Source organism: Bacillus sp. 1780r2a1, assembly GCA_024134725.1.
Classification (GTDB): Bacteria; Bacillota; Bacilli; order Bacillales; family Bacillaceae_H; genus Priestia; species Priestia aryabhattai_A.
The window spans coordinates 3,405,397-3,427,965 of the sequence record CP099863.1 but is presented as its reverse complement, the minus strand read 5'-3'; the positions used below and the strand labels follow the sequence as shown (position 1 = coordinate 3,427,965).

Sequence of the window (22,569 nt, the reverse complement as noted above, 5' to 3'; positions counted from 1 at the left end):
TGTTTGGAGGGAAAATAGATGCGCGTAAACGTTACATTAGCTTGTACTGAAACTGGTGATCGTAACTACATCACAACTAAAAACAAACGTAACAACCCAGATCGTCTTGAGTTGAAAAAATATAGCCCAAGACTTAAAAAAGTAACACTTCACCGTGAAACTAAGTAAGCAGTAGGAGAATATTCCTGCTGTTTTTTTTATATAAATATCAGTGTAAGGAGTGGAAAGATGAACAAAGCGGACATGCGACGTAAAATGAAGCAGCGGTTATTGAATTTATCGACAGCAGGTACATACCATGCAAAATCAATGTTAATTGCAAAAAAACTCTTGGATACTACCTGGTGGCAAGAGGCTGATGTAATTGCAATAACAATTTCTAGAGGACAAGAAGTAGATACAAAACGACTAATTGAAATAGCTTGGTCTCAAGGAAAAACGATTGCTGTTCCAAAATGCGTCTCCGAAAAAAGTGAAATGATTTTTCGGAAAATTACGTCTTTCTCTCAGCTAGAAGTCGTATTTTTTAACTTGCAGGAACCAATTGAATTACAAACAGAGGTTATTAAAAAGAGTGAGATTGACCTCATTCTTGTACCGGGTGTTGTATTTAGTTCAAATGGTTATCGAATTGGATACGGAGGAGGCTATTATGATCGCTTTCTCATCGGTTACGAACAAATGAAGGTAAGCTTGGCTTTTAATGAACAAATTGTACAAAGTGTACCGGTTGAATCCCATGATATCCCGGTGGACGCTATTATTACAGATGAGGAGATTATACATTGTGCTCATAAATAGTTTTCTTATTTATGTAATCATTTGCTTTGTGTCCTTTATAGGATATGCACTTCGTGTTTTATCAAGGTCAGGTGCCATTATGGCTGCTGCTGTTGGCATCAGCATTTATATTGGTTTTGAATTAAAAGGTTTATTATTGTTAGGAGTGTTTTTTGGCACATCTACGTTCTTTAGTCAGTATAAAAAAGTGAAAAAGAAAATAGTGGAGGAAAAAGTAGCTAAGCATAATCAGCGTGACTATGTACAAGTAGCTGCAAATGGTGGAGTTGCGGCGCTGAGTGCTCTTTTATTCTTTAACTTTGAATCTCACGTCTTTTTAATGATGTTTGCCATTAGTTTAGCAGCGGCTAATGCCGATACATGGGCTTCTGAAATCGGCGTATTAAGTAAAACCAAACCAGTCTTTATCTTAACTTTGAAACAGGTAGATCCAGGGACGTCGGGCGCCATTTCAATACTTGGAACAGCAGCGAGTATCGGTGGATCCTTCATTATTGCAGCTACTGCTTTCTATGCTTTTCCCGAACTATCAATTATAGAGTGCTTACTTATTAGTATGTTTGGATTTTTAGGAAACCTTATTGATACGTTTTTAGGAGCGACAATCCAACTGAGGTATCGCTGTTCAGTTTGTCATTTGCAAACTGAAAAAGAACAGCACTGTGGGGTTCCAACTGCTTATGAAAAAGGCTGGAAGTATTGTAATAATGATGCTGTTAACTTATTATCAATTATTTTTGCGACTACTTTTGGTGGATGGCTTTTTTATCTTATGTAAAGCTAAAGGATAAAGGAAGTGAAACTGTGCATGCTAAATCGTAAGGAGGTTTAGCGAAATGAAACGTTTTATAGGATGGCTTAGTGTACTTTTAATCGGTTATGTTATATACCAGATAAGATATCGTTTAGTTAACGTGTTTTTTCGTAATTCGTTTTTACGTAGCTTAGCAGTTCGTTCATTTTTTAATATGCCTTATGTGCGTGAGCGTTTAATGAATCAAGTGTTTCGCTAAATGCAACGCATAATAAAAGCACTTTATAAGTTAGCTTATAAAGTGCTTTTATTATGGGGAGAAAAGATTGATTTTTTAAGTTTTTTTTGCGATGGTAATAAAGAGAAAAAAACAGGGGAGGCATAAGAAATGTCGGCCATGCAAGATTATTATTATTGGTCTTTTATTCATGGAGTACAACATAAGAAAGAATATTCGCTTATACATACGAATCATGATGGAACAGAAGTGTGGTTTGATTATAACAGACGAGGTGAAAAAACAACGTTTCGAGTGGCTCGTAAAACCTTTAGCTGGGAGAACGATTTCCAAAAAGATCAAGTGCTAGCGTTAGAGCGCGCTGAAGGGCTGCGAAAGCAACGGTTTCAGCGTAGAATGACCTTTCACAATATATACGTAATGGATTTTGAACCTTTGCAATACGAGGGCAACGAGCAAAAAAATCTTCAGTTAAAAAAAATGAAGGTAAAAGTAGAAAGGTATATTGGCGAACAAGTTTATAAAATGGAATCGCTATTTTCACTTTTAGACTTAGCAGCACCAAATGTTGAAAGGTACTCTGAAGAAGAGTTATTTCACCAAGCACACCAAATACGCTATGAAGTATTAAGTAAAATTGATGCAGAGCGTAAAGAAGAAGAGAAATTATTTCAGTATGGAAAACCTTTCTTTACATACATCTTTCTTGCTGCTCAAATTTTAATGTTTCTATTTTTAGAATGGAAAGGAAGCAGCGAAGATCCGTTAACTCTCATTGAGTATGGTGCTAAATACAATCCTCTTATTTTAGAGGGAGAGTGGTGGCGGTTTTTTATGCCAATCATTATACATATTGGTGTTTTTCATCTATTAATGAACAGCTTAGCCCTCTATTATTTAGGAACATTGGTAGAAAGAATGTATGGTAACGCACGCTTCTTATTTATTTATATACTAGCAGGATTTGCTGGCGTTTTAGGAAGTTTTGTGTGGACTTCAAGTTTATCAGCAGGAGCTTCAGGTGCAATATTTGGCTGTTTTGGTGCGCTGCTCTTTTTAGCACGTACAAATCCACGAGTCTTCTTTCGGACAATTGGATACAATGTATTAGCTCTAATCGTCATTAACCTTATCTTTGGCTTAGTAGTACCAGGAATTGATAACGCAGGACATATTGGTGGGCTCATCGGTGGGTTCTTAGCTGCAAGTATTGTTAGTTTGCCGAAGAAACCAAAGCTATACGTACAGATACCAGCACTTGTATCAACTATATTGCTCGTAATGGGCCTATTATATTATGGATTTTATGTTCGAACAACAACATCAGATGAGCCGTACGCTCTCAGCTTAGCAAACGAGTATATTGAACAAAAAGAATATGAAGTAGCGATTAAATCTTTAGACAGCTTTGTAGAACGAGATACAAACAATGCATTGATTTACTACTTAAGAGGGTATGCTTACGCACAGCTTAAAGAATATGAACGTGCAGAGCAAGATCTAAGAGAGTCCGTTAGGTTTAACTCTAATTTTCACGAAGGTTATTACTACTTAGCTTTATTGAATGCGGAGTTAAATCACATAGATGAAGCGAAAGACAACGTAGAAAAAGCCTTAGCAATAGAACCAGCTAACAAAAAGTATCAAAATTTACAAAGGAAATTAAATGGATAAAAATAGACAGAGAACTTAAGATTTTCTGCTTTACTATTGTGAGAACGTTTACTAAAATAAACTAGATAGGATTAAATGGACTCATTATTTTATGACTATATGCAGGTGAAGAGATGAACACATTATACGATGTGCAACAACTTTTAAAATCGTTTGGAATCATCATATATATTGGTAATCGTCAAGCTGATATAGAGTTAATGGAAACAGAGATACGAGAGCTATATCAATCAAAACTGATTGAAACACAAGATTATCAAATGGCAATTTTATTACTTAGGCAAGAATTACAAAAACAAAAGGAAAAAGGATGAGTACACAATGGATGATAAATGGTTAGTTGGTGTTGACTTAGGTGGTACAACAATTAAGATGGCTTTTGTTAATCAATATGGAGAAGTAATTCATAAATGGGAAATCCCCACAGACATTAGTGAACAGGGTCGCAAAATTCCAACAGATATTGCGAAAGCAATTGACAAAGAAGTAGTGAACCTAGGAGAAAGTAAGTCAAAGCTTATGGGGATTGGTATCGGTGCTCCAGGCCCTGTGAATTTTGCAAACGGTTCAATTGAAGTAGCAGTTAACTTAGGTTGGGAAAAATTCCCTATCAAAGATATTCTAGAAGTAGAAACTTCTTTGCCTGTGGTAGTGGATAATGATGCAAACATTGCAGCAATTGGTGAGATGTGGAAAGGTGCAGGAGACGGAGCGAAAGATTTATTATGCGTAACGCTTGGAACAGGTGTAGGAGGCGGCGTTATCGCAAACGGTGAAATCGTTCAAGGGGTAAACGGTGCTGCTGGTGAAATTGGACATATTACATCAGTTCCTGAGGGCGGAGCACCATGTAACTGTGGGAAGACAGGCTGCTTAGAAACTATTGCTTCTGCAACAGGTGTTGTGCGATTAGCAATGGAAGCAGTTGTGAACACGGATAAGCCAAGCACTCTTCGTACACTTCTAGATGAGCATGATCAAATTACTGCTAAAGACGTGTTTGATGCTGCGCGTGCAGACGATGAATTAGCAGTTGAAGTTGTTGACAAAGTAGCATTTCATTTAGGACTAGCGCTTGCAAATTCGGCTAACGCATTGAATCCTGAGAAGATTGTTCTTGGGGGTGGTGTATCACGTGCCGGAGATGTGTTGCTCAATCCAGTGAAGTCTTACTTTAAAAAGTTTGCGTTCCCACGAGTAGCTGAAGGGGCAGAGTTAGCAATTGCTACACTCGGTAATGATGCTGGAATTATTGGCGGTGCATGGTTAGTTAAAACATATGTATAAATAGATGTAAAACAAAAAAGAGAATGGTAGATGATTCTACCATTCTCTTTTTTATGTAAAATAAAAGAAGGATTATCTGAACTCTTTGGTAAATTATCTTAATTATGTTTTTTTGAAACTTTTTAGAAGAAAAAACGTAGAAAAAGAGAGATATCCAATCTTATCATAACATTTCAATTGTACAGGTAATATGTTATAAATCATTTGCTTTTTTGTAAAAAAAACATTAAGATTAGGGTCGTTATATGACATTTACTATGTCTGAAAACAGTGGATAAGGAGGTCCTTGATGAAAGACAAAATTTCATTGTCAAAGTTGTCGTTTATTCTTACTGCTGTCGTTTTACTTTGGATAAAAACATATATTGTTTATAAAACACAGTTTGATATTACAATTGAGAATTCGACACAAGAGTTTCTATTGTTTATAAACCCACTGAGCTTTTTATTGCTTATTCTAGGGGTAGGTTTATTCTTTAAAACACGTAAAGGAGCTAAAGCTTACGTTTTAACTACTAGCTTCATAGTTTCCTTTATTTTATTTGCAAACGTCATGTTCTATCGTTTCTTTAATGATTTCCTAACGTTACCCGTTCTTTTTCAAACAAGTAATATGGGAGACTTAGGAAACAGTGCGTTTGAGCTGTTTAAATTGACGGACGTTTTAATGTTTGTAGACGTGATTTTTCTAGCAATTCTCGCTTTCTTATTTAAAGCAAACAATAAAGTAGACGAGCCGACTACTCGTAAGACAAGGTTTGCTTTTTATATCGCAGTGGTGGCCGTGTTTATTTCAAACTTGGCTCTCGCTGAAACAGAACGTCCAGAACTATTAACTCGTGCATTTGATCGTGAAATGCTGGTGAAAAATATCGGTACGTACAACTATCATATTTACGATATTGTACTGCAGTCAAAAACAAAAGCCCAGCGAGCATTTGCTGATAGTAGCGAATTTGTCGAAACAGAAAACTACTTAAAAGCAAATCAAAAAGACCCAAATCCTGATATGTTTGGAAAAGCAAAAGGGAAAAACGTAATTGTTGTTTCACTAGAGTCTACCCAAAGTTTTGTTGTGAATAATACGATAAACGGTGAAGAAGTTACGCCATTTTTAAATGACTTTATTGAAGAGAGCTATTACTTTGATAATTTTTATCACCAAACAGGACAAGGAAAGACTGCTGATAGTGAGTTCTTATTAGACAATTCACTGTACCCACTAGGGCGTGGATCGGTATTCTTTACGCATGGAACCAATGAATTTAATGCAACGCCTGAAATATTGAAAGAAGAAGGTTACTACTCTGCTGTTTTCCACGCAAATAACAGTAGTTTCTGGAACCGAGATATTGTATACCCTAACTTTGGTTACGATCGATTCTTCAATATTAATGATTACAACGTAACAGATGAAAATTCTGTAGGATGGGGATTGAAAGATAAAGAATTCTTTGAACAATCTGTGGAACATATGAAAACATTACCACAGCCTTTTTATTCAAAGTTCATTACCTTAACAAACCACTTCCCGTTTGAGCTAGATGAAGAAGATCGAATGGTTGATGAGTACGATTCAAACAGTCGCACGTTAAATCGTTACTTCCCAACATTACGTTATCAAGATGAAGCGTTTAAACAATTCATTCAAAAGCTAAAAGACGAAGGATTGTATGAGGATTCCATTATTGTTGTATATGGTGATCACTATGGTATTTCACAAAACCATAACGCAGCAATGGAAAAATATCTAGGAAAAGAAGTAACGCCTTATGTATGGACACAGCTACAGCGAGTGCCTATGGCGATTCACATTCCTGGAGAAACCGATAATAAAACAATTTCAAAAGTTTCAGGTCAAGTTGATTTAAAACCTACTATTTTACACTTATTAGGTATAGCTACAGATAATCACGTGCAGTTTGGAACAGATATGTTTTCGGAAGATAAGTTAGATTTCACTGTACTTCGTGACGGAAGCTTTATCACCGATAAATATGTGTATGCTAGTGATAAATGCTATGATAAATCTACTGAGCAAGAAACAGATATAAGTAATTGTGAACCTTATATGGAGAAAGCAAAGCAGGAATTAAGTTACTCTGACCAAATTGTATATGGAGATCTTCTACGTTTCTATGACGGAACAAATTATCGTCCAGATAAAAAGCAAAAAGAAGCTGATAAAGAATAAGAAAAAAGACTTTAACATTCGTGTTAAAGTCTTTTTTTGTTCATGCTTCGTCATAGTTTTAACATATAGATAATAAAGAGGAGCGTGATGTGATGACCATTGTAAATGAATTTGTTCCATATAACTATGAGCGAACAGTAACTGACCTCTATCGACTACTTTCTAAGTATCCTTATGGAAAGGTTGAAAGCATTGGAAGGAGTGTACTTGGAAAACAAATTCCACATCTACTCATTGGCCATGGAACCCATGTTGTACATATAAATGCTTCATTCCATGCAAACGAGTGGATTACAACAAACGCGCTAATGAAATTTCTAGAAACATATTTACGAGCCATTTATCGAGGAGAACGCGTTGCTGGAATTGACGCTCAGCTTTTATACGAAAATATTACTTTATCAATTGTACCAATGGTAAATCCAGATGGTGTGAACTTAGTTATAGATGGAATAAACATGCAAGAAGCGTATGCAGCTTTCATTCCTTATATAGGAAGGGAGGTTGATGATTTTCAAGGGTGGAAAGCAAATATTAGAGGAGTGGATTTAAATAATCAATTTCCAGCATATTGGGAAATTGAAAGGGATCGAAAAATTCCAAAGTCACCTCATTTTCGAGACTTCCCTGGCTATGCTCCTTTATCTGAACCTGAGGCTAAAGCCATGGTAAAAGTTGCAAAACGTTATCAATTTGACTGTGTAATTGCGCTGCATACACAAGGGGAAGAGTTTTACTGGGGATATATGAATAAAGAACCGAAGGAAGCGAAAGAAATGGCTGATTATTTTGAGAAAGTGAGCGGATACCGAGCGGTAAGAACAATTGACAGTCATGCTGGATATAAGGATTGGTTCATTCTTGAAACTGGAAAGTTGGGCTTTACGCTTGAACTTGGTAAAGGAATTAACCCAATTCCTTTATCACAATTTCATATTTTATATCCAAAAACAGAAGCCATTTTGGCTAATGCAATGAATATGCTTGCATGTAAATAAAGTATAATATTAATAAAAGCGCCTCTAAAAGAGGCGCTTTCTTATACTCATTCGTTAATGAGCTGCTGGATATCCGTGATGTAAAATAGTCATAACCGTAAACCAACCAAACACAGCAAACGTTGCCACAGCAAAGCCTACTCCAAGGAAGTTTTTATTGCGCAAAGATGAAATAGCGGCAAAAATACCTAATAGTGTTGTTAAGCCTAATATAATCATTAGTCCCATGAAACAACCTCCTTATTTGTAAGGATTGAAAGTAAAGCGCTAACATACTTCTAACTTCTTTATTGTAAAACTTTTCTAAACATTTGTCGAGGTGAAAAATTCGCAAAACAATGTTCAAGGGTTTTCATTTATCTATATTTATGTGTATGATAAAACATAGAGACAATGAACTTAGAAAGATAAGGAGGCGCTGCTGATGAAATATCATCGCGTACCGCTAGGACCTATACAAACAAACTGCTATTTACTCGTAAATAATGATAAAGAATGCTTAATTGTTGACCCAGGCGGCGAGGGAAAAAAGCTTAATCAACTCATACATAAGCAACAATATAAACCACAAGCAGTGGTGTTAACTCATGCGCACTTTGATCATATTGGTGGAGTGGATGATGTAGCATCACATTTCTCTATCCCTATATATGTTCATAAAAAAGAAAAATCTTGGTTAAAAGATCCAGAAGTAAATGGTTCCACATTCTTTGGCTTAGGAGAAGTAACGGTTCAATCTGATGTGACGCTTTTTGCCGGAGAGGGTAGTACAACGATTGGATCATTTTCGTTTGAATTATATGAAACGCCAGGTCACTCACCAGGCAGTGTATCCCTTTACTTTAAAGAAGCAGAGTTAGTTATTTCAGGAGATGCATTGTTTGAAGGAAGTGTTGGACGTACCGATTTACATGATGGGAATCACGAACAGTTGTTGAAAAGCATTCATACAAAGCTTTTAGTACTGCCTGAAGAAACGTTAGTTTTATCTGGACACGGTGCAGAAACAACAATCGGTCAGGAAATGGATCACAATCCGTTCTTAAATGGATTTTAAAAAAGAAGCAGCGATAAATTCATCGCTGCTTCTTTTTTTATCATTATTGTCCGCCTGGCGCCATCATAAATGTACTCCAGTAAGTAAATCCTACAAAGAATACTGTTAAATAAGCACCAAACACATAGATGTACATACGTTCTGACAGTTTTAAATAGCTTAGTAAGACAAAAAAACCTGTTTGAGCTAAAAAGAGCAAGGATGTTTGTGGCATATGTCCAAGGTAAAACATGACTGCAAAAATCCCTGTCCAAAACCCCATTACACGGTACATACGTTCCATGTTTGTTGCCTCCTTTATCCCACTTGTCAATTATTAATTATAAAGTACAATTTATCCAATTGTAAATATAATCTAAGCGAGCGTGTTTAACGAGTATTAAACACGTGTATATAAAAAGATAAGTAATTCTTTTCCATTATAGTACATTTATAGTTTGATGAAAACGTTATCTTTTGGGTTTTGTTAATATTTTTATGAAAAACAACAAAAATAATATAAAATAGTGTACAAAAGTTATACAAAACATGTACAATGTATATAAATTAATTAAACGATCTTACAGGAGGCTATAAAATGGAATCAGTGATGTTTTATACGTATCCAAGTTGTACATCTTGTCGTAAGACGAAAAAATGGCTTGTAAAGCAAGAAGTTAATTTCAATGAGCGCCACCTTTTCCGCGAAACCCCTACTTATGAAGAGATGCTTGAACTATTATCAATGACAACTGAAGGTATTGACGAAATTTTAGCGAAGCGGAGTCAAGAATATAAAAATTTAGATGTCGATGTAGAAAGCATGACGCTATCGGAAGTCGTTCATTTGTTGATAGAGCAACCAAGACTTCTGAGACGGCCCATCTTAACAGATGGTAAAAAGCTTGTAGTAGGATACAATGAATCAGCTTTAAAAAACTTAGTAAAAAAGCAGAAAAAAGTTTCATCCATGGTGGGGTAATGTCAGTAGTTATAATAGATGAATGAACGGTAACGATTAAAGTTAAATAAATCGTTACCGTTTTTTTATGTTTTCGTGGAAAAAGTAGTTCTGAGTCGGTTTTTTGAAAAAAAAATAAAAAAAGAAGGAATTTATCTAAATAAGTCGAATTTTAACTAACACTACCGAGAAACATGCTTAAATATGACAGGAAAAGGAGAGATGTTCTTTGAACGAAATTGAACAATTAGCCACCCGCATGATTGGTGAAGCATGTGAGATGAAGAGCTCAGACATTCACATTATTCCTCGAGCTAGAGATGCCATAGTTCAGCTAAGGGTTGATCAAGATTTAGTGGCTCATCAAACGCTCCCAAAAGATGTATCTGAACGACTTATCTCCCATTTTAAATTTCTAGGAAGCATGGATATTGGTGAAAGACGCAAGCCTCAAAATGGTGCACTGTCTACAACAATTAATCACATCAAAGTTAATCTACGTTTATCCACTTTACCTACATCGCAGGATGAAAGTCTCGTTATTCGTGTATTACCCCAAACACAAACAACTTCTCTTAAACACTTATCACTTTTTCAAAATCATACAAAAAAACTTATTTCGCTGCTTAAGCATTCACATGGTTTAATTGTGTTTACTGGGCCGACGGGATCTGGTAAAACAACGACTTTATATACGCTACTTCATGAGGTTAAACATTTGTTAAATCGCAATGTCATTACGCTTGAAGATCCGATTGAACAGCAGAGCGAAAAAGTCCTGCAGGTACAGGTCAACGAACGAGCTGGTATTACGTATGCAACGGGATTAAAAGCAATTTTACGTCATGATCCTGATATTATTATGGTCGGTGAAATTCGTGACGCTGAAACAGCTCAAATCGCGGTTCGTGCAGCCTTAACCGGTCATCTAGTGTTGACAACTATGCATACAAAAGATACAAAAGGCTCTATTTATCGGTTGCTTGAGTTTGGTGTTAGTATTCAAGAAATTGAACAAACGTTGGTAGCTGTAGCTGCGCAGCGATTGGTCGAAATAAAATGTAATTTCTGTGAAGGGAAATGTCATCCACTATGTAAGAGAGAGCGTTTAAATAGACAGGCAAGCGTGTATGAGCTTCTATATGGGAGAGAAGTAAATCAAGTACTCAATGAAGTGAAAGGAAAGGAATTTCAATATGAATATGCACGACTAAGAGATGCAATTCGAAAAGGTATTGCGCTTGGCTATTTATATTCACATGCGCTAGATGGGTGGGGGTCCTATTAAACGAAAAAGATCTAACAAACATTGGGGGCTTTCTAAACAAGCTAAAATGTTAAGTCAGCTATCAAAGCTTGTTGAAAAAGGCTATACGTTATCTCAAGCCTTATCTTTTATAGCATTTCAGCTATCAGCGAAGCAGCGCAGCGATATAAAAGCTTGTTTAACAGAAATGCGTCAAGGGAATTCTTTGCACAGCTGTCTTTTAAAACTGAATTTTCACCGAGATGTGCTAAGCTACCTTTATTTTGCTGAACAGCATGGAGACCTTCATTTTGCTTTAAAAGAAAGTAGTTATATGCTAAGTGAGAAAATAAAGAACAAAAAACGATTTCAAAAGCTAGTACAATATCCACTTTTACTTTTAGGGTTTATACTGGGAATTTTATTCATATTAAGCACCGTTTTATTACCACATTTTCAGTCTCTGTATAAAACAATGGGACACGAACAATCACCGTTTCTTCTTATCTTCATGTCGACTATGTCTTACTTTCCACATGCACTTGTTGGGATTACAGGAACCTTATTGCTAATCGGAGGTTTGTATCTTATTAGTACAAAAAAACTAGCTCCTGTAGAAAAGATGAATATCTTAATGAAGGTTCCTTTTATGAAGCAATTTACTAGGCTGTTCAATTCATATTTTTTTGCTGTCCATACAAGTAATTTATTAAAAGGGGGGCTGTCAATTTACGAGTGTCTTTCACTCTTTCAATTGCAGCAACATTATCCGTTCTTTAGAGAAGAGGCCAAGCTTTTCACAACAGAACTTGCCGCGGGAAAAGCTCTTAATCAAATTCTACAATCCCGCCCTTATTATCAAAAAGATTTAGCAGAGGTGGTTATTCATGGACAAAAAAATGGTGATTTAGCAGAAGAATTGTACGACTACAGTCTATATATGGTCGAGAGAATGGAAGAGTGGATTTTTCATATTCTAAAGTATATTCAGCCAATTACGTTCGCTTTTATCGGTATCGTTATTCTACTTATGTATATGTCAGTCATGATGCCAATGCTAGAAATCATGTCGAGTTTATAAAGGAGATTCAAATATGTTAAAAAATGAGAAAGGTTTTACTTTAATTGAGATGCTCATTGTTATGTTAGTTATTACAGTGCTATTGCTTATTATGGTGCCAAACGTATTAAAGCACAATGCTGTTATTAACAATAAAGGGTGTTCTGCTTTAGTGAAGACAGTCGAAGCACAAGTACAGGTGTATGAGCTTGAAAACGGAAAAAAACCTACTTTAAACGATCTTGAAAGCGGAGGGTACTTAAAAGAAGGAACGGTGTGTCCAAATGGTTCCAAAATTACAATAGGCACGGATGGGCGGGTATCAGCGAGTGATGGAAACTCGTAAAATGAATCAAAAAGGCTTTACGCTAATTGAGTCCTTAATCATATTAGCCGTTGTGCAAGTTATGGTGTTAATTATTGTCATCAATTTAAAACCTCTTATGGACCACTATCAGTTAACCTCTTTTTTACGTCAACTTCAAGCAGATACCTTTTATACGCAGCAGCTAGCTATGACTACGCAACGTCCGGCAAGGCTTACATTTGAGCCAGTGAATTCCCGATACGTGTTGCTTAGAGTTGGAGCTGAAAAGCCCATTATGCAAAGAGGTTATCATTCCAACATTCGTATTGTGTTTAGCAGCGGCACAAATTCAATTCAATACAATGAGCAAGGAAATATTTCTCAAGCGAAAAGTTTGTTCATTTCGAACAACAAAGAAACATATAAGGTCACGTTCCAAATTGGAAGAGGGCGCTTTTATGTTACGAAAATATGATAATCAAACAGGCTTCACACTACTGGAAATGCTAGTAGCATTCAGTGCGCTTATTATGCTCACTACCGTCATTGTTCCTTTATATATTCAAGCAATACAAGCTGAAAAAGATAAGAAGCGAATGTATGTGGGAAATGCACTTTTGTATGAAAAAGTCATGACTGAGGCTAATCAAAAACATTTACTGTCTGAAAAGAGGACGTATAACGGCATTGACTATGTCATTGTATTCAAAGAAGAACCGGTTTCAGAGTGGTGTGTTTCTTGGAAAAGAGTTAATCAGAAAACAATAGAAAGATGTGAATCTACGTTACAATGAAGAACCAAAAAGGTTTTACATTAGTAGAGATGTTACTTAGTTTAACGATTTTCTTTGTCATAGTGTCCTTCATTCCACCTATTCTGTCATTAGCTAACCCAAACCATGATAAGGATAATTTAGCGACGGAAATGGAATGGGAAATCTTTATTCAGCAGCTAACAAAGGAATATCGAAGAGCGCAGCATGTTAGTATTAATGAAAAAATTTTATCCTTACAACTAAATGGAGAGCCCTTAATTACGTATGAACCTTTTAGTGATAAAGTCCGTCGAAGAGTCGATCAGAGTGGTCATGAAGTTGTCTTGCAGTTTGTGAAATCAATTGAGTACAAGCACCAAAACAATTTACTTCGTATTAAGGTGGTATATAAACACGGTGAAATTCATGAAACAGCGATTAAAACATTTATGCACGTTGAATAAGGCTACAAAAGCGTGCCAAGCGGGATTTGTTCTCCCTTTTGTACTAGCTTTTAGTGCATTATTTTTGTTTTTACTGTCCCATCAGTTAGTGTATTTTGTAACGAAAAGTACATTTTATGCAGAAGTAAATCAGCGTCATGAATTAGATTATTTACTTCAAAAAGGAATTCGAGATTTACAAGTTGATGTTCGCAGACATCATTTTTCACAAGAAAGCGATGGATCCATGACTTATGATTCAGGAACGGTTAAGTATCAAGTGCTAAGGCAAGCGGAGGATAGTGTGACTATTCAGGTTCGCTGCGCTACAAATGAAGGGAGACAACTTATTCATACAATTACTTTTCAGCGAGAAAGCGGTAAGGTGATTGCTTGGGTTTAGGCACAAAGCAAAAGACCTTGAATTTATCAAAAATTCAAGGTCTTTTGTCATTAATCATCGATTTCAACATCTTTATCGTTGATTTTGATTTTTACATGATGCTTTTCAACATCGCGGTCTGAGTAATTATTGGAAGGTGGACCAATAACTACGGTTTCATCGATGGGCTCCAACGCTTGTTTAATTGTCTTTTCATTGACATTATAAGCTTTTTGAAATACTTCGGGAGGTGTTAAGCGGAGGATATCCGATCCTTCCGATGATTCGAACTGGTCGTTATTAAAGAAAAGGTGTAAATGGGCTTCTTCTGTTAGTGGTTCGATCCAATGCCACCAACCCATTGGGATAAAAGCTACATTTCCTTCTTTAATTTGAAATGTGTGTAGACTGCTTGTATCTGGATCTACAATAGATACTTGAACTTCTCCAGATACAACAACATCTAATTCCCAAGCGTTAGGATGCCAATGAGGTTCTCTCATATGACCTTTTGTTAAATATAAGTCTACAAAAGCTCCACCAATCATGGCGGGAAGCTGAGTAGATGTTACTCGATACGCAATGTTGTTGGCGTCTCTTTTAAATAATATGCTGTTTTGGTAGTTAAACGATAAGTTTGGTGTACCAGACGTCTTCTTAATATTCGAATTATCAGGAACGAATCCAGAGTGACTCATAGTTGTTTCAACCTCTTTCTTACAATGGAATATAACGTATCATATTATTAGTTAGGAAAGAGTGTGTTACATCACCATAAAGTCTTCTTGTTTTGATTAATAGCTTTTCAGCGAGGATATACTAGTTCGTGAGGAGATGATTATTTGAAAACAAACGACTATGTGAAGTACGTAACGCAGCAGCTTGTTCAATATATGGATCAACCGAAAGAGATTCGTAAAACCAAACGAATTGAAAAGAAAGAAGCACGAGATCCATTTTTTAATAGGTGGTTTGGAATGATTCCTCTGTCATTTCAAATTTGGTATCGAAATACGAAAAAAGGTAAAAAGTAGCTAGCGCTCTTTTTACCTTTTTTATTTATGAAATGTCTTATGCGAAGTGACGTGAAAGGTGATGATTTACAGTTTGTTCAGACAGGTAGAACAACCCTCCATTTGTTATTTTTGTTAAAATAACAGGCTCATATAAATCTTGTAAGGCTTGTTTTTCTGTTGTATAGCTTTCCGGTACTTCTTCCATATTCTCATAGAAATGATCTAAAAGTCCTAGGTCTTCATACCATCTTTCTTGCGCTTTTTTAGCCCATTCCATCGGTTGCTTTGAAATGTGATCTTCCACATAAGCTGATAATCTTGAAATTCCACTTTTTGGGCGAATGATTGGTGAGAGTGTAAAGCAGTAGTCGGGAATCTTTGACGTAAAGTCTTGCTTGGACATCATCAGCTGAAAGTTATCAAGAATTACTCCTGTAATTAAATTTAACCCAAGCGATAGTAATTCATCTTTTTTTCGGTCACACTTATACGATACTTTCATATTTAAAGCAAGCCAAGGCTGAAGCGAACGCTGCGATTGTGAGTGAGAATGCATTTTTTCATATAGATGAACGAATCCACCAAATTTTTGAGCAGAGCCAAAAATTTGGTGTAAGCGCGGTGAACCAAAGTGAATTTTTTCGCCTTGTACAGATGAATCATCATAAGTTGGATCAGTTATAAACGTAAGTGAAGCCGGATTAGGTTCTCCACCTGTTTTTTCAATATAATGCCAATAAAAGGGCCGATTCATAAGCTCTTTATCCATGTCAATAGTAAGCTGAACTTTTAAGTAAGATGGGTGGTCTTCTGTCAAGTTACAGCCGTGTGCCGTAAAATATGTTTTGAGAAACTGATGAATGTCAGTTTGCTGCATGTTGTTCACCTTCTTCATCTTCGTGATATTCAATAATGGATGTGAGATTGTTCATCTTAATTTTCATTTCTCCTTCACTTCGTGAATGAAGAAGGATATCTTGAATGTGATCTTCAATGTTGTCAATTTCTAGCTTTGTTAAAATTTCATCCAGCTCGCCAACAACACGCTCAAATAAATTTATTTTTTCATAAAGCAGCTTCAAAATATGTTCTTCGACTGTATTTTCAATTGCTAGATTATAAATGTGCACGTCATGCTGCTGGCCTAGTCTATGAACGCGCCCAATCCGCTGCTCTAATCTCATTGGATTCCAAGGTAAATCGTAGTTAATAATATGGTGACAGAATTGAAGGTTAATTCCTTCACCACCAGCTTCCGTTGCGATAAAAACCTGAGCGTGACTTTCAAAAAGCTGCTTCATCCAGTCCTTTTTCCCACGCTTAAATCCACCCCTAAACGGAACCGATGTAATACCGTGTTGTTTTAAATACCACTGTAAATAAAGCTGAGTTGCACGATACTCCGTAAAAATAATGACTTTATCATTAATCTGTTGGATTAATTCAATCACCTTTTCTGCTTTTGCATTTTGAGGAACTGTTTGTACTTTTTCAAGTAATGGTTTAAGCATCTGAGTAGCTTTTTCACTATTTTCATCCTCTTGGCGTTCAAGCATGCTTTTTAACGTCATAAATACGGCTTCACGACTGCTACAAGCTTCGCGTTGCAATGTTAAAATGGCAAAGGAACTGCTGGGTAGATGGGCATGCTGCTTAAATGAGGTGATTTGATCATATAATTCTCGTTCTTCAGATGAAAACTCAACAGGAACAGTTTGAACAATGCGCTTTGTCCATTCAATACCTGTGTCTTGCCTGCGATTTCGAATCATCACTTTGTTAACGAGCTCCTTTAAATGCTCATCATTTTGAACCGAACGCTTCTTAGCAGAAAATAAATCAGCAAAATAATCTTTGTTTCCTAGATGCCCTGGCTTTAATAACGAAACTAAATTAAAAATCTCTTCTACACGATTTTGAATTGGTGTTGCTGTTAATAATAAGCAAAACTTTTTCTTTAAGCTTTGAACAAACTCATAGTTTTTTGTTTTGTTATTTTTTAGTTTATGAGCTTCGTCAATGATGATAAGGTCATAATCTTGTTCTAACACAATTTCACGATGAGGAGAGCGTTTGGCTGTATCAATGGATGATACCACTACGTCGCATTGCTCCCACACGTACGTCTTCTTTTGGGGGACAGCAGGGATGAAAAATTTATGATTAAGTTCCATTGCCCATTGAGATACAAGAGATGCCGGTACAAGAATAAGGGCTTTTTTTACAAGACCACGAATCATATATTCTTTTAGGATAAGCCCTGCTTCAATTGTCTTTCCAAGCCCCACTTCATCGGCTAGAATTGCTTTTCCATTCATCTCTTCTACCACTTTTTTAGCTACTTCTAACTGGTGTGGATGTGGCGTTAGATCTGTTAAATGACGAGGTGCTTGTAGACCTTCGAATTCAGTAATTAACGTTTGCTCCTCAATTTCATATGCTAATTTATACATTTCCCAATCAGACCAAGGTCCATCTTGTTCAAGTTTATTTAAAAAAGTAGATTCCCATGCTTCATCTTGCTTCATACTAATGTTCATCGTTAGTTTTGCTCCTTTCTGAAAGTTTTTATTGAACTGCTGAACAGAATCATGTAGGATAAAAATATATTTTAGAAAATTTTAAATAGAAAATAGATTATCACTAAAAAAACTATTGTGTTATTGATATGTGTAAGTAATAGTTTCTTAGTAGTATGCCCAAAATTACAAACTTTATAGAGGCGAATGATGACAAGGGGAGAGACTGCTTTAAAGTAGCGCCGAAGGAGCAAACAACATGTGAATCTCTCAGGCAAAAAGACTCTTGTTGGACGCAACTCTGGAGAGCGTCTATTTCGAATAGACCACCCACGAGGCAAACCTATTTAACGGGTAAACTTTCAGGTGAAAAGGACAGAGACTTCCTGCTATATAGCAGGGAGTTCTCTGTCCTTTTTTATGTGTAAAAAGATACAATGATTCCCCAAAACCAAAGCAAATGGCCTTATATGAGGAGGATGTTAAATGACTGAGCTAAACAAAACACCACTTTACGATGTCTATCAACAATACGGTGGAAAGATTATTGATTTTGGAGGTTGGGCTCTTCCAGTTCAATTCTCATCCATTAAAGAAGAACATCATGCGGTTCGTACAAAAGCTGGCTTGTTCGATGTTTCTCACATGGGAGAGTTCGATGTGAAAGGTACAAATAGCTTGGAATTTTTACAAAAAGTTATGACGAATGATATTTCAGCATTACGTCCAGGTAAAGCACTATATACTGCGATGTGCTATGAAGATGGAGGCACAGTGGATGATCTCCTTGTTTATCAAAAAGGGGAAGGTGACTACCTGCTGGTTGTAAACGCAGCAAATATTGAAAAAGACTTTGAATGGTTACAACAACATAAGTCACAGGATATCGAACTTGTAAATCGTTCAAGTGAATTTGCTTTACTAGCTTTGCAAGGTCCAGCTGCACAAGATGTTTTGCAGAGATTAACAGCTGAATCATTATCTGACCTAAAGCCATTTACATTTAAAGATAATGTAGAAGTAGCTGGTGTGAGAGTGCTTGTTTCACGTACAGGTTATACAGGCGAGGATGGTTTTGAACTGTATTGTTCTGCATCAGATGTAGTAACGCTTTGGAATGAACTTTTAAAAAATAAAGAGGTCGTTCCATGTGGTTTGGGAGCGCGAGATACGCTGCGTTTTGAAGCAACGTTAGCTTTATATGGCCAAGAGCTTTCAAAAGATATTACGCCGATTGAAGCACGTATCGGATTTGCTGTGAAAACGGATAAAGAGGATTTTATCGGCAAAGAAGTATTAAAGGGTCAGCGTGAAGAAGGCCCGAGCCGCAAGCTTGTTGGGATTGAAATGATTGATAAAGGAATTCCACGACACGGATATGAAGTGTTTAGTGAGGAAGAAGAGATTGGCTTTGTTACAACAGGCACACAATCGCCAACTTTAAATAAAAACATTGGTCTTGCACTTATTGATGCTAAATATGCTGAGCTAGGTACAGAAGTATATGTGCAAGTGCGAAAAAGACGTTTAAAAGCAAAAGTCGTGAAGACACCTTTTTATAAGCGTTCAAAATAATGTTGGGTAATTAAAGAGAGGGGACAAAAGAATGGTACATCGTTATTTACCAATGACATCAGAAGATCAGCAGCAAATGTTAAAGGCAATTGGCGTGTCTTCAGTGGATGAGCTATTTTCAGATATTCCAGAAAGCGTTCGTTTCCAAGGGGAATATAATATAAAAAAAGCGGCATCAGAATCTGAATTAATAAAAGAATTAACAAACTTGGCTACTAAAAATAAGAACGTAAAGGAATATGCTTCATTTTTAGGAGCGGGTGTTTATGATCACTATATGCCAATTATTGTTGATCACGTTATTTCGCGTTCAGAGTTTTATACGGCTTATACACCATATCAACCTGAAATTTCACAAGGAGAACTGCAGGCTATTTTTGAATTTCAAACGATGATTTGTGAACTAACAGGAATGGATGTTGCCAATTCATCTATGTACGATGGTGGTACAGCACTTGCTGAGGCAGCAATGTTAAGTGCAGGTCAAACAAGAAAGAAAAAAGTGTTAGTTTCAGAAACAGTTCATCCGGAATCACGCGCTGTATTAGAAACGTACGCAGCAGGTCAGTACATTGAAGTCGTAGAAGTACCAAGTCAAGATGGCGTAACAGATTTGACTGTGCTCAAGGAGCGCATGGATGATGATGTAGCAGCTGTCATCGTTCAATATCCAAACTTCTTCGGTCAAGTAGAACCTTTAAGAGAAATTGAAGCCATTGCTCATCAAGGCAAAGGAATGTTTGTTGTATCAAGTAACCCACTATCCCTTGGGTTGCTAACTCCTCCAGGCCAGTTTGGTGCTGATATTGTTGTAGGAGATGCACAACCTTTTGGTATTCCAACACAGTTCGGCGGTCCTCATTGCGGGTATTTTGCTACAACGACAAAGCTGATGCGTAAAATTCCAGGGCGCTTAGTTGGTCAAACGGTTGATGAAAATGGTAAACGCGGCTTTGTGTTAACACTTCAAGCACGTGAGCAACATATTCGCCGTGATAAAGCAACTTCAAACATTTGTTCAAACCAAGCGCTAAATGCACTTGCAGCTTCAGTAGCAATGACTGCCTTAGGAAAGCAAGGAGTAAAGGAAATGGCTACCCAAAACTTATCAAAAACGCATTATGCATATAATGCATTAAAAGCAAGTGGAGTAGACGTTGTATTTAATGGGCCATTCTTCAATGAGCTGGTTGTAAAACTACCTCAATCTAGTAAGGAAGTAAATCAAAAGTTACTAGCTAAACACATCATTGGCGGCTATGATTTAGGTCGTGACTATCATGAGCTTAAGGATCATATGCTACTTGCTTTTACTGAACTCCGTACAAAAGAAGAAATCGACCAACTTGTGAAGGAATTGGGGGATCTTTATGCATAATCAACATCAATCGCTTATCTTTGAAATGAGTAAAGAAGGACGTGTTGGCTACTCATTACCAGAACTAGACGTGCCGGAAGTAATCAGTACAGAAATACTGCCAGCAGAATATGTACGTACCGAAGCGCCGGAACTTCCAGAAGTATCTGAGTTAGACATTATGCGTCACTATACCGCTCTTTCAAAACGTAATCATGGGGTAGACTCCGGTTTTTATCCGCTTGGTTCTTGTACGATGAAATATAATCCGAAAATTAATGAATATACAGCTCGTATTCCAGGATTCGCTAATATCCACCCACTTCAAGATGAAGAAACCGTTCAAGGTGCTCTGGAGTTAATGTATGATTTACAGGAACACTTAACAGAAATTACAGGGATGGATGAAGTTACGCTTCAGCCAGCAGCAGGTGCTCACGGTGAGTGGACAGGATTAATGATGATTCGTGCTTATCATGAAGCGAACGGGGATACGAAGCGTACGAAAGTAATTGTTCCTGATTCAGCTCACGGTACAAATCCAGCTTCGGCAACAGTAGCTGGTTTCGAAACAGTTACTGTAAAATCTAATGAACATGGGTTGGTAGACTTAGATGATCTTCGTAAAGTAGTAAGCGAAGAAACAGCTGCTCTTATGTTAACAAATCCAAATACGTTGGGTCTTTTTGAAGAAGATATTTTGGAAATGGCAGAAATCGTTCACGCCGCTGGTGGGAAGCTTTATTATGACGGAGCGAATTTGAACGCTGTATTAAGTAAAGCAAGACCAGGTGATATGGGCTTTGACGTTGTGCATTTAAACCTGCATAAAACATTCACGGGCCCACACGGTGGTGGTGGTCCAGGTTCTGGTCCAGTTGGTGTAAAAGCAGATTTGATTCCGTTCTTACCAAAGCCAGTACTAGTCAAAACAGAAAGCGGCTTTGCTTTTGACTACAATCGTCCACAGTCTATTGGACGAGTTAAGCCGTTTTACGGAAACTTTGGTATTAACGTCCGTGCTTATACGTACATCCGCTCTATGGGACCAGACGGTTTAAAAGCAGTAACGGAAAATGCGGTATTAAATGCAAACTACATGATGAGACGATTAGCAGAACATTATGATTTACCATTTGATCGTCATTGTAAGCATGAATTTGTTTTGTCAGGAAAACGCCAGAAAAAGCTCGGTGTTCGCACCTTGGATATTGCGAAGAGATTGCTTGATTTTGGGTATCATCCGCCGACAATTTACTTCCCTCTCATTGTGGAAGAGTGCATGATGATTGAGCCAACTGAAACTGAATCAAAAGAGACGCTGGATGCGTTTATTGATGCAATGATTCAAATTGCAAAAGAAGTGGAAGAAAAACCAGAAATCGTTCAAGAAGCACCTCATACGACAGTTGTTAAGCGATTGGATGAAACGCTCGCAGCAAGAAAGCCTGTACTTCGTTATCAAAAAGAAAATTAAAAAAACAGCCCCTTCATCTAAGAAGGGGCTGTTTTTATGAATTATTTCTTTGTCTTAATTTTACCGTTCCATGCTTTGAATCCGCCTTTTAGGTCATGAATTTCTTTCACACCATGCTTGCGTAAGAGTTGAGCAGCACGACCTGTTCGCATGCCACTTTGGCAATAAATATAAACAGGTTGATCAGTGCGAAACTCCTTTATACGCATACGGAACTGTGAAAGGGGAATATTTCTTGCGCCTAAAATATGTCCGTTTTCAAACTCATTTGGTTCGCGAATATCAACTAGCTGTGCTTTACGGTAACCGCTTCGGAATTCTTCCTCCGTTAACGTTTTCATAATGCGACGTTGGTAAAAAAACATTACGACAGAATAGATAATAATTGCCGCAAGTACAATGATTAGTGCCCACATGTTGTTTCTTCCTTTCTTCGACAAAATACATAACCTTATTATATAAGTGAATGAAATTAGAAGTAAAGGGAAT

The 22,569-nt window shown here is 36.9% G+C and carries 28 protein-coding genes and 1 riboswitch; of the genes, 22 read left to right on the top strand and 6 right to left on the bottom strand.

What is annotated here, in order from left to right:
• Nucleotides 1-18 precede the first annotated feature (18 nt).
• From rpmG to NIZ91_17225, 9 genes are all read left to right on the top strand, one after another.
• A complete protein-coding gene (gene rpmG, locus NIZ91_17265) occupies nt 19-168 on the top strand; it encodes a 50S ribosomal protein L33 (GenBank protein USY54475.1) in 150 nt (49 codons plus the stop codon).
• Between the two features lie 60 nt (nt 169-228).
• Nucleotides 229-801: a 5-formyltetrahydrofolate cyclo-ligase gene (locus tag NIZ91_17260; protein ID USY54474.1), complete on the top strand. Its 573-nt coding sequence runs from the start codon at nt 229-231 to the stop codon at nt 799-801.
• The gene (locus NIZ91_17255; GenBank protein ID USY54473.1) at nt 788-1,579 is read left to right on the top strand and encodes a DUF92 domain-containing protein; all 792 of its coding nucleotides are present in this window, start codon (nt 788-790) and stop codon (nt 1,577-1,579) included. Before NIZ91_17260 ends, NIZ91_17255 begins: the two co-directional genes overlap by 14 nt.
• A gap of 58 nt (nt 1,580-1,637) precedes the next feature.
• Nucleotides 1,638-1,814: a hypothetical protein gene (locus NIZ91_17250; protein ID USY54472.1), complete on the top strand. Its 177-nt coding sequence runs from the start codon at nt 1,638-1,640 to the stop codon at nt 1,812-1,814.
• A 129-nt stretch (nt 1,815-1,943) separates the two neighbouring features.
• Entirely contained in the window at nt 1,944-3,467 is a 1,524-nt protein-coding gene (locus NIZ91_17245) for a rhomboid family intramembrane serine protease (protein ID USY54471.1), read from the top strand.
• 113 nt (nt 3,468-3,580) lie between these two features.
• Nucleotides 3,581-3,781 (top strand): YqgQ family protein, encoded by a 201-nt coding sequence (locus NIZ91_17240; protein ID USY54470.1) that lies wholly within the window; start codon nt 3,581-3,583, stop codon nt 3,779-3,781.
• A 7-nt stretch (nt 3,782-3,788) separates the two neighbouring features.
• Nucleotides 3,789-4,754 (top strand): ROK family glucokinase, encoded by a 966-nt coding sequence (locus NIZ91_17235; GenBank protein ID USY54469.1) that lies wholly within the window; start codon nt 3,789-3,791, stop codon nt 4,752-4,754.
• Nucleotides 4,755-5,043: 289 nt separating this feature from the next.
• On the top strand, nt 5,044-6,948 hold the full coding sequence (locus tag NIZ91_17230) for an LTA synthase family protein (GenBank protein USY54468.1): 1,905 nt from the start codon (nt 5,044-5,046) through the stop codon (nt 6,946-6,948).
• Between the two features lie 92 nt (nt 6,949-7,040).
• The gene (locus NIZ91_17225; protein ID USY54467.1) at nt 7,041-7,946 is read left to right on the top strand and encodes a M14 family metallocarboxypeptidase; all 906 of its coding nucleotides are present in this window, start codon (nt 7,041-7,043) and stop codon (nt 7,944-7,946) included.
• Between the two features lie 54 nt (nt 7,947-8,000).
• Here NIZ91_17225 and NIZ91_17220 read toward each other — a convergent pair whose 3' ends face one another.
• Nucleotides 8,001-8,174, bottom strand: coding sequence for a DUF2759 domain-containing protein (locus tag NIZ91_17220; protein USY54466.1), 174 nt, complete (start codon nt 8,172-8,174; stop codon nt 8,001-8,003).
• 196 nt (nt 8,175-8,370) lie between these two features.
• Here NIZ91_17220 and NIZ91_17215 point away from each other — a divergent pair, with 196 nt between their 5' ends.
• The gene (locus tag NIZ91_17215; protein USY54465.1) at nt 8,371-9,003 is read left to right on the top strand and encodes an MBL fold metallo-hydrolase; all 633 of its coding nucleotides are present in this window, start codon (nt 8,371-8,373) and stop codon (nt 9,001-9,003) included.
• Between the two features lie 43 nt (nt 9,004-9,046).
• Here NIZ91_17215 and NIZ91_17210 read toward each other — a convergent pair whose 3' ends face one another.
• Nucleotides 9,047-9,286 carry a DUF2626 domain-containing protein gene (locus NIZ91_17210; GenBank protein ID USY54464.1) on the bottom strand — a complete coding sequence of 80 codons (240 nt, stop codon included), beginning with the start codon at nt 9,284-9,286 and terminating at the stop codon, nt 9,047-9,049.
• A gap of 294 nt (nt 9,287-9,580) precedes the next feature.
• On the opposite strand from NIZ91_17210, the gene NIZ91_17205 reads away from it, so the two are divergent.
• The 8 genes from NIZ91_17205 to comGG all read left to right on the top strand — a co-directional run bounded on the left by NIZ91_17205 (nt 9,581) and on the right by comGG (nt 14,157).
• Nucleotides 9,581-9,964 (top strand): Spx/MgsR family RNA polymerase-binding regulatory protein, encoded by a 384-nt coding sequence (locus NIZ91_17205; protein ID USY54463.1) that lies wholly within the window; start codon nt 9,581-9,583, stop codon nt 9,962-9,964.
• A 208-nt stretch (nt 9,965-10,172) separates the two neighbouring features.
• Complete coding sequence (locus NIZ91_17200) at nt 10,173-11,231, top strand: GspE/PulE family protein (protein USY54462.1); 1,059 nt, start codon at nt 10,173-10,175, stop codon at nt 11,229-11,231.
• Between the two features lie 46 nt (nt 11,232-11,277).
• A complete protein-coding gene (locus tag NIZ91_17195) occupies nt 11,278-12,270 on the top strand; it encodes a type II secretion system F family protein (protein USY54461.1) in 993 nt (330 codons plus the stop codon).
• Between the two features lie 13 nt (nt 12,271-12,283).
• Nucleotides 12,284-12,595 (top strand): prepilin-type N-terminal cleavage/methylation domain-containing protein, encoded by a 312-nt coding sequence (locus tag NIZ91_17190; protein ID USY54460.1) that lies wholly within the window; start codon nt 12,284-12,286, stop codon nt 12,593-12,595.
• Nucleotides 12,582-13,031 (top strand): competence protein ComG, encoded by a 450-nt coding sequence (locus NIZ91_17185; protein USY57209.1) that lies wholly within the window; start codon nt 12,582-12,584, stop codon nt 13,029-13,031. Before NIZ91_17190 ends, NIZ91_17185 begins: the two co-directional genes overlap by 14 nt.
• Nucleotides 13,015-13,350, top strand: coding sequence for a type II secretion system GspH family protein (locus tag NIZ91_17180; protein ID USY54459.1), 336 nt, complete (start codon nt 13,015-13,017; stop codon nt 13,348-13,350). The genes NIZ91_17185 and NIZ91_17180 overlap by 17 nt, the downstream gene beginning before the upstream one ends.
• Nucleotides 13,347-13,775 (top strand): prepilin-type N-terminal cleavage/methylation domain-containing protein, encoded by a 429-nt coding sequence (locus tag NIZ91_17175; GenBank protein ID USY54458.1) that lies wholly within the window; start codon nt 13,347-13,349, stop codon nt 13,773-13,775. Before NIZ91_17180 ends, NIZ91_17175 begins: the two co-directional genes overlap by 4 nt.
• Entirely contained in the window at nt 13,738-14,157 is a 420-nt protein-coding gene (comGG, locus tag NIZ91_17170) for a ComGG family competence protein (GenBank protein USY54457.1), read from the top strand. The genes NIZ91_17175 and comGG overlap by 38 nt, the downstream gene beginning before the upstream one ends.
• Before the next feature lie 50 nt (nt 14,158-14,207).
• Here the strand turns inward: comGG and NIZ91_17165 are convergent, their stop codons facing one another.
• Nucleotides 14,208-14,834 (bottom strand): cupin domain-containing protein, encoded by a 627-nt coding sequence (locus tag NIZ91_17165; protein ID USY54456.1) that lies wholly within the window; start codon nt 14,832-14,834, stop codon nt 14,208-14,210.
• 144 nt (nt 14,835-14,978) lie between these two features.
• Between NIZ91_17165 and NIZ91_17160 the strand changes: the two genes are divergently transcribed.
• Nucleotides 14,979-15,170 (top strand): YqzE family protein, encoded by a 192-nt coding sequence (locus NIZ91_17160; protein USY54455.1) that lies wholly within the window; start codon nt 14,979-14,981, stop codon nt 15,168-15,170.
• A gap of 37 nt (nt 15,171-15,207) precedes the next feature.
• On the opposite strand, the gene NIZ91_17155 is transcribed toward NIZ91_17160, so the two are convergent.
• Both NIZ91_17155 and NIZ91_17150 read right to left on the bottom strand, forming a co-directional pair.
• Nucleotides 15,208-16,029: a YqhG family protein gene (locus NIZ91_17155; protein USY54454.1), complete on the bottom strand. Its 822-nt coding sequence runs from the start codon at nt 16,027-16,029 to the stop codon at nt 15,208-15,210.
• Nucleotides 16,016-17,692 carry an SNF2-related protein gene (locus NIZ91_17150; GenBank protein ID USY54453.1) on the bottom strand — a complete coding sequence of 559 codons (1,677 nt, stop codon included), beginning with the start codon at nt 17,690-17,692 and terminating at the stop codon, nt 16,016-16,018. Before NIZ91_17150 ends, NIZ91_17155 begins: the two co-directional genes overlap by 14 nt.
• Before the next feature lie 186 nt (nt 17,693-17,878).
• A riboswitch (glycine riboswitch) is annotated at nt 17,879-17,967 on the top strand.
• 190 nt (nt 17,968-18,157) lie between these two features.
• On the opposite strand from NIZ91_17150, the gene gcvT reads away from it, so the two are divergent.
• From gcvT to gcvPB, 3 genes are read left to right on the top strand one after another with little or no spacing between them, the layout of a single operon-like run.
• A complete protein-coding gene (gene gcvT / locus NIZ91_17145; GenBank protein ID USY54452.1) occupies nt 18,158-19,246 on the top strand; it encodes a glycine cleavage system aminomethyltransferase GcvT in 1,089 nt (362 codons plus the stop codon).
• A gap of 31 nt (nt 19,247-19,277) precedes the next feature.
• On the top strand, nt 19,278-20,624 hold the full coding sequence (gene gcvPA, locus NIZ91_17140; GenBank protein ID USY54451.1) for an aminomethyl-transferring glycine dehydrogenase subunit GcvPA: 1,347 nt from the start codon (nt 19,278-19,280) through the stop codon (nt 20,622-20,624).
• Nucleotides 20,617-22,080 carry an aminomethyl-transferring glycine dehydrogenase subunit GcvPB gene (gene gcvPB, locus NIZ91_17135; protein ID USY54450.1) on the top strand — a complete coding sequence of 488 codons (1,464 nt, stop codon included), beginning with the start codon at nt 20,617-20,619 and terminating at the stop codon, nt 22,078-22,080. The genes gcvPA and gcvPB overlap by 8 nt, the downstream gene beginning before the upstream one ends.
• Before the next feature lie 41 nt (nt 22,081-22,121).
• On the opposite strand, the gene NIZ91_17130 is transcribed toward gcvPB, so the two are convergent.
• A complete protein-coding gene (locus NIZ91_17130) occupies nt 22,122-22,496 on the bottom strand; it encodes a rhodanese-like domain-containing protein (GenBank protein USY54449.1) in 375 nt (124 codons plus the stop codon).
• Nucleotides 22,497-22,569 lie beyond the last annotated feature (73 nt).

Excerpts from the sequence above, each read along its gene's own strand:
- rpmG (USY54475.1), top strand. The coding sequence starts at position 19 with ATGCGCGTAAACGTTACATTAGCTTGTACTGAAACTGGTGATCGTAAC.
- NIZ91_17260 (USY54474.1), top strand. The coding sequence starts at position 229 with ATGAACAAAGCGGACATGCGACGTAAAATGAAGCAGCGGTTATTGAAT.
- NIZ91_17250 (USY54472.1), top strand. The coding sequence starts at position 1,638 with ATGAAACGTTTTATAGGATGGCTTAGTGTACTTTTAATCGGTTATGTT.
- NIZ91_17245 (USY54471.1), top strand. The coding sequence starts at position 1,944 with ATGTCGGCCATGCAAGATTATTATTATTGGTCTTTTATTCATGGAGTA.
- NIZ91_17240 (USY54470.1), top strand. The coding sequence starts at position 3,581 with ATGAACACATTATACGATGTGCAACAACTTTTAAAATCGTTTGGAATC.
- NIZ91_17235 (USY54469.1), top strand. The coding sequence starts at position 3,789 with ATGGATGATAAATGGTTAGTTGGTGTTGACTTAGGTGGTACAACAATT.
- NIZ91_17230 (USY54468.1), top strand. The coding sequence starts at position 5,044 with ATGAAAGACAAAATTTCATTGTCAAAGTTGTCGTTTATTCTTACTGCT.
- NIZ91_17225 (USY54467.1), top strand. The coding sequence starts at position 7,041 with ATGACCATTGTAAATGAATTTGTTCCATATAACTATGAGCGAACAGTA.
- NIZ91_17220 (USY54466.1), bottom strand. The coding sequence starts at position 8,174 with ATGGGACTAATGATTATATTAGGCTTAACAACACTATTAGGTATTTTT.
- NIZ91_17215 (USY54465.1), top strand. The coding sequence starts at position 8,371 with ATGAAATATCATCGCGTACCGCTAGGACCTATACAAACAAACTGCTAT.
- NIZ91_17210 (USY54464.1), bottom strand. The coding sequence starts at position 9,286 with ATGGAACGTATGTACCGTGTAATGGGGTTTTGGACAGGGATTTTTGCA.
- NIZ91_17205 (USY54463.1), top strand. The coding sequence starts at position 9,581 with ATGGAATCAGTGATGTTTTATACGTATCCAAGTTGTACATCTTGTCGT.
- NIZ91_17195 (USY54461.1), top strand. The coding sequence starts at position 11,278 with ATGTTAAGTCAGCTATCAAAGCTTGTTGAAAAAGGCTATACGTTATCT.
- NIZ91_17190 (USY54460.1), top strand. The coding sequence starts at position 12,284 with ATGTTAAAAAATGAGAAAGGTTTTACTTTAATTGAGATGCTCATTGTT.
- NIZ91_17185 (USY57209.1), top strand. The coding sequence starts at position 12,582 with ATGGAAACTCGTAAAATGAATCAAAAAGGCTTTACGCTAATTGAGTCC.
- NIZ91_17180 (USY54459.1), top strand. The coding sequence starts at position 13,015 with ATGTTACGAAAATATGATAATCAAACAGGCTTCACACTACTGGAAATG.
- NIZ91_17175 (USY54458.1), top strand. The coding sequence starts at position 13,347 with ATGAAGAACCAAAAAGGTTTTACATTAGTAGAGATGTTACTTAGTTTA.
- comGG (USY54457.1), top strand. The coding sequence starts at position 13,738 with ATGAAACAGCGATTAAAACATTTATGCACGTTGAATAAGGCTACAAAA.
- NIZ91_17165 (USY54456.1), bottom strand. The coding sequence starts at position 14,834 with ATGAGTCACTCTGGATTCGTTCCTGATAATTCGAATATTAAGAAGACG.
- NIZ91_17155 (USY54454.1), bottom strand. The coding sequence starts at position 16,029 with ATGCAGCAAACTGACATTCATCAGTTTCTCAAAACATATTTTACGGCA.
- NIZ91_17150 (USY54453.1), bottom strand. The coding sequence starts at position 17,692 with ATGAACATTAGTATGAAGCAAGATGAAGCATGGGAATCTACTTTTTTA.
- gcvT (USY54452.1), top strand. The coding sequence starts at position 18,158 with ATGACTGAGCTAAACAAAACACCACTTTACGATGTCTATCAACAATAC.
- gcvPA (USY54451.1), top strand. The coding sequence starts at position 19,278 with ATGGTACATCGTTATTTACCAATGACATCAGAAGATCAGCAGCAAATG.
- gcvPB (USY54450.1), top strand. The coding sequence starts at position 20,617 with ATGCATAATCAACATCAATCGCTTATCTTTGAAATGAGTAAAGAAGGA.
- NIZ91_17130 (USY54449.1), bottom strand. The coding sequence starts at position 22,496 with ATGTGGGCACTAATCATTGTACTTGCGGCAATTATTATCTATTCTGTC.